The organism is Polynucleobacter sp. HIN8, assembly GCF_030297615.1.
Lineage (GTDB): Bacteria > Pseudomonadota > Gammaproteobacteria > Burkholderiales > Burkholderiaceae > Polynucleobacter.
This window is the reverse complement of sequence record NZ_AP028139.1, coordinates 1975023-1984719: the sequence shown is the minus strand read 5'-3', so window position 1 is coordinate 1984719 and position 9697 is coordinate 1975023. Positions and strand designations below refer to the sequence as shown.

Annotated in this window: 7 protein-coding genes and 1 pseudogene; 7 read left to right on the top strand and 1 reads right to left on the bottom strand. The window is 47.0% G+C overall.

Annotated elements, in window-relative coordinates:
* Nucleotides 1–179: 179 nt before the first annotated feature.
* The 7 genes and pseudogenes from rpmH to QUE65_RS10320 form a co-directional block, all read left to right on the top strand.
* Nucleotides 180–314, top strand: coding sequence for a 50S ribosomal protein L34 (rpmH, locus tag QUE65_RS10350; RefSeq protein WP_108509260.1), 135 nt, complete (start codon nt 180–182; stop codon nt 312–314).
* A 4-nt stretch (nt 315–318) separates the two neighbouring features.
* Complete coding sequence (locus QUE65_RS10345; RefSeq protein ID WP_286281047.1) at nt 319–633, top strand: ribonuclease P protein component; 315 nt, start codon at nt 319–321, stop codon at nt 631–633.
* Nucleotides 630–878 carry a membrane protein insertion efficiency factor YidD gene (gene yidD / locus QUE65_RS10340; RefSeq protein ID WP_286281045.1) on the top strand — a complete coding sequence of 83 codons (249 nt, stop codon included), beginning with the start codon at nt 630–632 and terminating at the stop codon, nt 876–878. Before QUE65_RS10345 ends, yidD begins: the two co-directional genes overlap by 4 nt.
* A 2-nt stretch (nt 879–880) precedes the next feature.
* Nucleotides 881–2602, top strand: coding sequence for a membrane protein insertase YidC (gene yidC, locus QUE65_RS10335; protein ID WP_286281044.1), 1722 nt, complete (start codon nt 881–883; stop codon nt 2600–2602).
* A gap of 21 nt (nt 2603–2623) precedes the next feature.
* Nucleotides 2624–4006 (top strand): tRNA uridine-5-carboxymethylaminomethyl(34) synthesis GTPase MnmE, encoded by a 1383-nt coding sequence (gene mnmE, locus QUE65_RS10330; RefSeq protein ID WP_286281043.1) that lies wholly within the window; start codon nt 2624–2626, stop codon nt 4004–4006.
* 100 nt (nt 4007–4106) lie between these two features.
* A complete protein-coding gene (locus tag QUE65_RS10325; RefSeq protein WP_286281041.1) occupies nt 4107–5969 on the top strand; it encodes a phosphoenolpyruvate carboxykinase (GTP) in 1863 nt (620 codons plus the stop codon).
* 11 nt (nt 5970–5980) lie between these two features.
* Nucleotides 5981–6964: pseudogene (locus tag QUE65_RS10320) on the top strand (FAD-dependent oxidoreductase); the annotation flags it as partial.
* An 83-nt stretch (nt 6965–7047) separates the two neighbouring features.
* On the opposite strand, the gene QUE65_RS10315 reads toward QUE65_RS10320, so the two are convergent.
* Nucleotides 7048–9672 (bottom strand): DNA topoisomerase III, encoded by a 2625-nt coding sequence (locus QUE65_RS10315; RefSeq protein ID WP_286281040.1) that lies wholly within the window; start codon nt 9670–9672, stop codon nt 7048–7050.
* Nucleotides 9673–9697 lie beyond the last annotated feature (25 nt).

Genomic DNA, 9697 nt, shown 5'->3' with positions numbered 1-9697 from the left:
AAGTTATCCACAAGTAAAAATACAGGGGATAAGCTGTGGATAAGTTGTGCGTAAAGAGCGCTTTTTAATTTGAATCAATCGTTTGCAATAGTAGGTAAAAATAATTAGGCAAAACCCGGATATAAAGTTGACGCTATTCAAACAAATTGAGAAAATAGAGGGTTTTCTTAGGAACAATCATGAAAAGAACATATCAGCCATCTGTAACGCGTCGTAAAAGAACCCATGGATTTCGGGTTCGTATGAAAACCAAAGGCGGTCGCGCGGTGCTCAATGCGCGTCGCTCCAAAGGTCGCAAAAGACTCGCAGTGTAATGAATTGAAATCGGCACGAATTCAGGCCCTTTTGCGAACCAGGTCAATTAGCAGTGAAGCCTGGGCTGTTTATGCCGATTCAAAAGAGCGGGGCAAACTTGACCTTGGACTTGCGATCGCCAAAAAGCTTGCAAAGCGCGCCATTGACCGCAATCGACTTAAGCGCGCTGCACGTGAATTAGCCCGTAAAGGATCGCTCGGTAATTTCTCAGAGCTTGTCGTCCGACTAAAGCAGCCTGTGGGCCGATCTACGCACGGAAGACTTCGAAATTTTGAATATCAACAATTAAAAGCCCAATTACAGGGTCTGATTTCATGAACCGATTGTTGAGTTATTTAGTAAGGGCTTATCAGCTCATTTTGTCCCCATATGTTGGGGGGCAGTGTCGATACCTGCCGAGCTGTTCAGACTATGCCTGCGAATGCCTAAAGAAACACTCCACCCTGAAAAGCATCGGTAAAATCAGCTGGCGAATTTTGCGGTGCAATCCCTGGTCAGCCGGTGGCTACGACCCGGTTGATCCAGAGCAAAACAAACAAAAATTAATCCACACAAATTATTAACTATGGACATTAAGCGAACACTCCTTTGGGCGGTACTAACGATTTCGGGCTTGATGCTCTATAACAATTGGCTAATCTATGATGGTCGTCAAGCGCTCTTTGGGCCCACACCACTAACCCCCACAAGCCAAACACCAAGCCCATCTAAAACATCTGAAACCTTACCATCCCCAGCGAGCACATCACAGGCTCCATCAGCCACCCCAGGTCAGCCACAAAAATCGACCGACCTTCCTAAGCCAGAGAGTCTGCCCGCCCCCCAGCGAACTCCAGCATTTAATGCATCCAACTTAGCCTCTGGGGAAAAACACACCATTAAAAACGATGTTTTAGAACTCGAGATTAATGCAACGGGCGCAAGCGTTACTAGTGCAAAACTGTTAAAACAATTAACGCCCGATCAAAAACCGATTGCGTTGTTGCAAATCACCCCACAAAACCAATATTTTGTCCGATCAGGCCTGATTTCAGCGAGCAACACCGAGTTACCCAACCACACAGTTTCGTTTGCAATAGGTAAAAATGGGCGCACCGACAATAAAACGTTTGTGACGTTTGTGAATGAGCGCGGCGGCGTCCGCTTGGAAAAAACCTATTACTTAACTGATGGCAGCTATGTGGTTGAAGTCGAACACCGCATTACACAGCTTACCGGTCAGGCTAACCCTGGCGGCTTAGTTCTTTATAACGAAATCGTACGCGATAGCTCCGCAGTGAGTGATAGTGAGTTCTATAGCACTTTCACAGGACCGGCCTTATATACCGACAAAGAAAAATTCATCAAAATTAATTTTTCCGATATTGAAAAAAATAAAGTTGATATTCCTAAACAAATACCTGCGGGCGAACCTGGCTGGGTTGCGATGGTGCAACATTATTTTGCAAGCGCCTGGATACCAAGCGATAAATCAGCCCGAGATGTTTATGTCGGCAAGGTAGAACAAAATCTGTTTCGAATTGGTTTACAAATTCCTGTTGCTGCAATTCCAGCAGGATCAAGTCATATTGAGAGCACCCGTCTATTTATTGGCCCACAAGAGGAAACTCTTTTAGAAAAAATTGCCCCGGGCTTTGATCTAATTAAAGACTACGGCTACCTTACAGTAATTGCCAAACCAATTTTTTGGCTCTTAGAACAAATTCACTCTTACGTCGCAAATTGGGGTTGGGCAATTGTAATTTTGACATTCATCATTAAATTAATTTTCTTCCCGCTTTCAGCCGCAAGCTATAAGTCGATGGCGCGCATGAAAGAAGTGCAACCGCGATTAATGAACCTCCGCGAGCAGTTCAAAGGTGATCCGCAGAAATTAAATCGCGCGATGATGGACCTTTACAAGCAAGAAAAAATTAATCCACTGGGTGGATGCTTGCCAGTGGTTGTACAGATCCCTGTTTTTATTGCACTGTATTGGGTCTTGCTTTCATCCGTTGAAATGCGAAATGCACCATGGATTCTTTGGATTAAGGATCTTTCGGTGCCAGACCCTTACTTTATTTTGCCAATCATTATGGCGGTATCAATGTTTGTACAAACCCGCTTAAATCCAACGCCGCCGGACCCACTTCAAGCAAAAATCATGCTGTGGATGCCGATCATCTTTTCCGTCATGTTCTTTTTCTTCCCGGCGGGACTTGTGCTGTACTGGGTAGTTAATAACATTTTGTCAATTGCCCAGCAATGGCAAATTAATCAAATGTTTATTAAACGACCACCCAATTAAGCGATGAAGGATCGGGGTTGAATGAATAAAAATCCCATTGCTGCAATAGCAACCCCTCGGGGCGCTGGCGGCGTTGGGATTATTCGTGTTTCAGGACCAGATCTTATTGGGCTTGCGAAGACGCTTCTTGGCACGGAACCTAGGCCTCGGTTCGCACACTTCTTGGTTTTAAAAGATGCACACCAAGAGCAAATAGATCAAGTATTGTTGTTGTTCTTTAAGTCGCCCGCCTCATTCACTGGCGAGGATATCATTGAGCTTCATTGCCACGGCGGACCGCGCGTTACGCAATTGGTTTTAAATCGAGTCATGGAGCTTGGGTCCTCAGACGGGGTCGCTCTTGCCGGACCGGGCGAATTTTCATTAAGAGCATTTTTAAATGGCAAGATTGATTTGGTTCAGGCGGAAGCCATTGCAGACCTCATTAATGCACAAAGCGACGCATCTTTGCGGGGCGCGGCGCTATCCTTGCAGGGCCGCTTCTCTGAACAAATTAATCGGCTGATCGATGAGATTACTCAGTTACGGATTTTGGTCGAGTCAACTCTTGATTTTCCTGAGGAGGAAATTGAGTTTATAGAGTCTGCGAATGCAAAGCAGCGCCTCGAAAAAATCATGAATGACTTAGATCAGATTATTAAAATTTCGAGTCAAGGAAAAATTTTGCGCGATGGCATCCGCCTTGCGCTGGTTGGCCCACCAAATGTGGGCAAGAGTTCATTATTAAATACCTTGGTTGGAGAAGAGCGGGCAATCGTTACCCCAATTGCAGGTACGACACGCGACCGAATTATTGAAAATATTTCAATCGACGGAATACCCGTGCATCTAATTGATACGGCGGGTATTCGTGACTCTCAGGACGTTGTGGAGCAGATTGGTGTGGCCCAAACCTGGGATGAAATTACTAAGGCTGACATTATTTTGTTGATGCACGATGTCACAAAAGCGCCCGATGTAAATTTTGGAGACATAGAAACAAAGGTGAGGGCTTGCGCCCATTCAGGCGCCCATATTCTTACTGTGATGAATAAACTCGATTTGCTGGAGCGCCAGCAAACAGGTCAGATAAAAGATGTTGCTATAACGAAGCAAATTTATATTTCAGCAAAAACAGGAGAGGGCATTGATCAACTCAAGGAGACCATCTTACGTTTTGCCGGATGGGAGGGAAATGCAGATGGTGGCATTTACACCGCGCGCACTCGGCACCTGCAAGCTATTTTGGTTGCAAAAGACCATTTGCAAAAAGCGATGACACATGGCTTTGGAGGTAATCGCATTTTAGAGCTGTTTGCTGAAGAGCTCCATTGCGCCCAAAATTATTTGGGCGAAATTACTGGAAAATTATTGCCCGATGATCTGTTGGGCAAGATATTTAGTGAGTTCTGTATTGGCAAATAAGCGCTTAATTTAGTGTTACACAAATGTTAAAATTGTCATAAATTTTGTTTGCGTATAAAAAAATCTTGTTAAAAATTAAACGATTACGTTTGAGGGTCTCATGAATAAACCAGCCAGTCCTGCCACAGTGAATTTAAATGTGCCAGCGCATGTAAAAAACAAAAAATTGATTCAATGGGTTGAAGAGGTTGCTTCATTAACGCAGCCCGATCAGATTCATTGGTGCGATGGTTCCCAGTCTGAATACGACGCACTGTGCGAACTGTTAGTTAAGGCCGGCAGCCTTAAGAAGTTAAACCCGCAAAAACGGAAGAATTCATTTTTAGCGATCTCGGACCCAATGGACGTTGCGCGTGTCGAGGATAGAACCTTTATTTGTTCAGCCCACCAAGAGGATGCAGGCCCAACCAATAATTGGGTGAAACCAAACGAAATGCGTGCAACCTTAACACCCCTGTTTGAGGGATGCATGCGGGGGCGCACGATGTATGTTGTGCCATTTTCCATGGGACCACTTGGGTCTCCAATTGCCCATATTGGTGTTGAGTTATCCGATAGCCCGTATGTAGCAATTAATATGCGCATCATGACCCGCATGGGCAAAGCTGTGTTTGAGCTTTTGGGGACCGATGGCGAATTTGTTCACTGTGTTCATTCGGTTGGTAAACCGTTGGCCCCAGGAGAAAAAGATGTGGTTTGGCCCAATAATCCAACGAAATACATTGTTCACTATCCTGAAACACGCGAGATTTGGTCGTTTGGTTCGGGCTATGGCGGCAATGCCCTCTTAGGAAAAAAATGTTTCGCTTTACGAATCGCTTCAACCATGGGGCGCGAACAGGGTTGGCTTGCGGAACATATGTTGATTTTGGGAGTCACCTCCCCCGAAGGAAAAAAATACCATGTGGCAGCTGCTTTTCCATCGGCCTGCGGTAAAACCAATTTCTCAATGATGATTCCACCGCGTGGTTTTGAGGGTTGGAAAGTAACAACGGTTGGCGATGACATTGCTTGGATAAAGCCGCGCAAAGATCCTAAAACCGGTCAAGTGCGTCTTTACGCAATTAATCCAGAGTCGGGCTACTTTGGTGTAGCGCCCGGTACCAATCGAGAGACCAATGCGAATTGTGTCGATTCATTAAACGAAGATGTCATTTTTACCAATGTTGCCCTGACCGATGACGGCGATGTATGGTGGGAGGGTTTAACCGAGACCCCGCCAAATCATTTAATTGATTGGCAGGGTAAGGATTGGACGCCAGAGGACGGTAAGGCCGGTCGCTTAGCAGCGCATCCAAATGCGCGTTTTACAACTGCAGCGACCAATAATCCCGCCGTTGATCCAAACTGGGATAACCCGGAGGGCGTTCCGCTTGATGCGTTTATTTTTGGTGGTCGCCGCTCAAACACAGTTCCTTTGGTTAGTGAAGCTCGAAACTGGACCGAGGGGGTTTATATGGCCGCAACCATGGGTTCAGAGACCACTGCTGCGATTACTGGCAAGGTTGGTGTGGTGAGGCGTGACCCATTTGCCATGATTGCGTTTGCGGGTTACAACATGAGCGATTACTTTCAGCATTGGCTCAATATGGGCAAAAAGCTTGAGGCAGAAGGCGCCATCTTGCCGAAAATTTATTTAGTGAATTGGTTTCGCAAAGACCATAATGGTAAATTTATTTGGCCAGGCTTTGGCGAGAATATGCGCGTATTAGCTTGGATCTTGGGGCGCACCGAAAACAAAGCGGGAGCAACCGAAACCCCTCTTGGCCTATCACCAACTCATGCGGACTTCAATTGGAATGGCTTAGCCTTATCGGCCGAGCAATTTAATCAATCAACTGCGGTACGCGCAGAGGATTGGAAGCAGGAGCTAGATTTGCATCAAGAGCTTTTTGATAAATTAGCAAATCGCTTACCAAAAGAGCTCTTAGAAATTAAAACCAAGATTGCTAATCGCTTTTAAGCACAAGCAGCTTGCTCTCTAGGCCGGTTGATGTTTTAGTAATTGGTGCTGGCATCGCCGGCACCTCAATTGCAAATCAATACTATCAACTTGGTCTTACGGTGTGCATTGTCGATGGTGCCCCCGGACCTGGTCTCATAACATCAGCCCATGATGGTGCGATAACGCACCCAGCGCTTGGCCGAACCGCCAGTAGGCTGCATCGTTTAGCCTTGGCTGCCTATCGGATGGTCGAACTTGACTGTGCTCACGCATGGACCCATCGCGGCGTTTTTACTCTTGCTAAATTAGGCGCCGCTTATGATGAGGGAGAATTACAAAACAAACTCATCCAATTAGGCATTACGGCAGATATTGGGGAGTATGTTTCAGTTGAGCTGGCTCGAGAGCGCTTTGGGATGGAGCGCGCTGGCGTTTGGTTTCCAGGTGCTGGCTCGCTAAATCTCGGTACGTTATGTAAAGAGCGCCTTCAGTCGTGTAAGGGGCTGCAGACCATTTGGTCTACTAAAGTTGCTCGCCTGGAGTCGCAAAATGATTTCTGGCAGGCCATAGACAACAATGGAAATTGCATCGCGAAAGCGCAAACCATCATTCTTGCAAATGCCTTTGGCGCTCAAGATCTTTTAACCCCATTTGCTCAAAAGCTTTACCTTAAGCCGGTGCGCGGTCAGCTCAGCATATTTGGAATCAAACAGCGATCAAGCTTGCTAGAGCATATCCCCAGAATTAATTTATCGGGGGACGGGTATTGCACGCCACCCGTATGGAATGCCAAGGCCCAGCTGCATCAGTGGTTGGTGGGGTCAACCTATGAGGAGAATCAAGATTGCATAGCGCCCCGCGTCGCTAGCGATTTACATAATCAACAGTTGGCTGTTGGCTTGATAAGACCGCGGACAATCGACCCCGCAGAGCTAGCGGTAGTCGACCGCTTTGTGGGGGTGCGTTGCGTTAGTAAAGACCGACTCCCGATTATTGGAGGGGTTCCGAGCATGCAAAATGTATATGTGGCTACCGCACTTGGCTCGCGAGGGCTGCTATGGGCAACGCTTGCCTCGATCGTTATTCCAGCCCTCTCTCACTCCTCGGATTTTGCTTTAGAGCGACTGGCGCGCTTTGGTTTAGATCCCGAATCAGTTTCGTTTTTATCGCCCGCGCGTTTTTTGGCAGGCGCCTTAGCCTCGAACTCAAAGCCAATTTTTCCTTTGGGATCTAAGGCAAGATAAGCTTTAAAGCCGCGACCCGTTCGATTGGACTTAAAGTTGGTCAAGAGATCAGTCTTGCCTTGTTTCAATAGCTTTTTAATTTGTTCCGCCGACACCTCTTGTTGTAAAACAACCTTCCCAGTTTTAAAGTCACAGGTTTTAGCGGGGCCTGTATTGTGTTCGCAAACATAGCGCATACCATCCTCGTAAATGGCGCCAGAGCATTTTGGACATACCCCAAGCGCTTCTCTGCCAGTGAAGTCGACTGTCTCTTCATCTTCACCGCCCGAGTTGCCAAAGTCAAACTCTAGTTTAAAGCCCGCGTTCGGGTAGTCAGCGTCGTCCAGTGGAATTTCAGTAAGACGAATAATTGCAGCAAAGGGCCTACCCATTTTGCTACGAAAGCCTTGTAAGGGCCCAATGGTTTTTTCCTTGAGCAAGGATTCAACTTCTTCGTACTCGAAGGCTCGACCGCCCGGGGTTTTGCTAATTGTGAAGCCGCAGGAGTCGCAGGCAAAGCGCCGATAGTTTTCTTTCACGGACTTACCACAATGAGGGCACGGTGTTTTTAAAGTTGCATAGTCGCCGGGAATTGTGTCGCTATTAAATTCCTTTGCACGTTTTACAATTTTTTGCGTCATCTGTGCAATTTCTTGCATGAAGGTATTGCGATCAAGCTTACCTTCCTCAATAAGCGCTAGTTTGTGCTCCCAAGTCCCGGTTAGGTCGGGCTGAGTGAGTTCCGCCACGTCTAGACCGCGCAAGAGGGTCATTAGTTGAAATGCTTTTGCGGTTGGAATTAACTCGCGGGCTTCTCGAACAATGTACTTTTCAGCCAATAAACCTTCGATGATGGCAGCGCGTGTCGCGGGAGTGCCAAGACCTTTTTCAGCCATTGCTTCACGCATTTCTTCATCGTCCACCCATTTCCCCGCGCTTTCCATGGCCGACAATAAGGTTGCTTCGCTGTAACGGGCCGGCGGTTTGGTTTTAAGGGCGACGAGCTCAACGGTTTCGTTTTGGACCGATTCATTTTTTTGGACAGGTACCAGCTCATCATCCGCTTGAGATGATTTTCCATAAACCGTCAGCCACCCCGGCTCGACTAAGACCCGACCCTCGGTTTTAAATTGATGACCAGACACTTCGGTGATGCGAGTCGTAACTCGGTACTCGGCCGCAGGATAAAAAACCGCCAAGAATCGACGAACTACCAGGTCATAAAGTTTTTGTTCGGGCTCGCTTAAGTTCTTGGGCGCCTCGAGTGTGGGGATGATGGCAAAGTGATCGGATATCTTGCTGTTATCAAAAATCCGTTTATTGGGTTTGATCCAAGATTTTTTACCATCACCTTTAAGGATTGCGGTAGAAAATTGGCGATACTCTGGCACATGCTCACCGAGCTGCTCAATGGTTTTGTGGACCGTTTCTAAGTAATCCTCGGGTAGGGCGCGCGCATCCGTTCTTGGATAGGTAAGTACCTTGTGACGCTCATATAAGGCTTGAGCAAGGCCCAAGGTATTTTTGGCAGAGAAACCGAATCGGGCATTTGCTTCGCGCTGTAAACTGGTGAGGTCAAAAAGTTGGGGCGCTAACTGGGTTGCTGGCTTTGATTCTTCGGACACAGACCCTTTTTTCCCTCGGCAGGCTGCAACAATGCTCTTAGCCGCCGCTTCGCTCCAGAGGCGGTTTTCTCGCGCATCAGGATCCGCAGGATCTTTTTTAAAATCAGGGTTGATCCAACGGCCTTCATAAATTCCAGCAGCAGCAATAAACTCAGCTCGAACTTCCCAGTAGTCTTTGGATACAAATTTACGAATTTGTTCCTCACGCTGGACAACAATGGATAAGGTTGGTGTTTGAACGCGCCCAACCGTTGTTAGAAAAAATCCTCCGCTCTTGCTGTTAAACGCAGTCATTGCCCGAGTGCCATTAATACCCACCAACCAATCTGCCTCGGATCGGCAGCGCGCTGCATCAGCAAGGGGAATTAACTCATCGTCTGAGCGCAGTTTATTAAAACCTTCCCGAATTGCCGCGGGCGTCATCGATTGCAACCATAGGCGCTCAATTTTTTGTTGGGCTTTTGCGTGCTGTGTAATCAAGCGAAAGATTAGCTCGCCTTCGCGACCAGCATCGCAGGCATTAATGATGCGATTGACGTCTTTGCGTTTAATGAGCTTTTGTAAAACCTTGAGACGCGATTCCGTCTTGGCGATGGGCCGCAAGTCGAAATGCGGGGGTATGACAGGTAAATTGACAAATGACCACTTTCCTCGTTTGACCTCATATTCTTCAGGAGCAGCAATTTCAAGAAGATGGCCAACGGCCGATGAGATTAAAAACGCCTCATTCTCAAAATATTCGTCATGCTTGGTAAAGCCACCTAGGGCTTTAGCAATATCGTTTGCCACTGACGGTTTTTCGGCAATAATGAGCGCCTTTGGGTGTTCGGCGACCAAATTTTTTTTGCTGCTCGACTTTGTACTTGTTGCCACGCTACGCCTAATTAAGATATGTTTG

What these genes read in the sequence shown, in the direction of transcription:
- rpmH (WP_108509260.1), top strand. Translation starts at nt 180, where the DNA reads ATGAAAAGAACATATCAGCCATCTGTAACGCGTCGTAAAAGAACCCAT.
- yidD (WP_286281045.1), top strand. Translation starts at nt 630, where the DNA reads ATGAACCGATTGTTGAGTTATTTAGTAAGGGCTTATCAGCTCATTTTG.
- yidC (WP_286281044.1), top strand. Translation starts at nt 881, where the DNA reads ATGGACATTAAGCGAACACTCCTTTGGGCGGTACTAACGATTTCGGGC.
- mnmE (WP_286281043.1), top strand. Translation starts at nt 2,624, where the DNA reads ATGAATAAAAATCCCATTGCTGCAATAGCAACCCCTCGGGGCGCTGGC.
- QUE65_RS10325 (WP_286281041.1), top strand. Translation starts at nt 4,107, where the DNA reads ATGAATAAACCAGCCAGTCCTGCCACAGTGAATTTAAATGTGCCAGCG.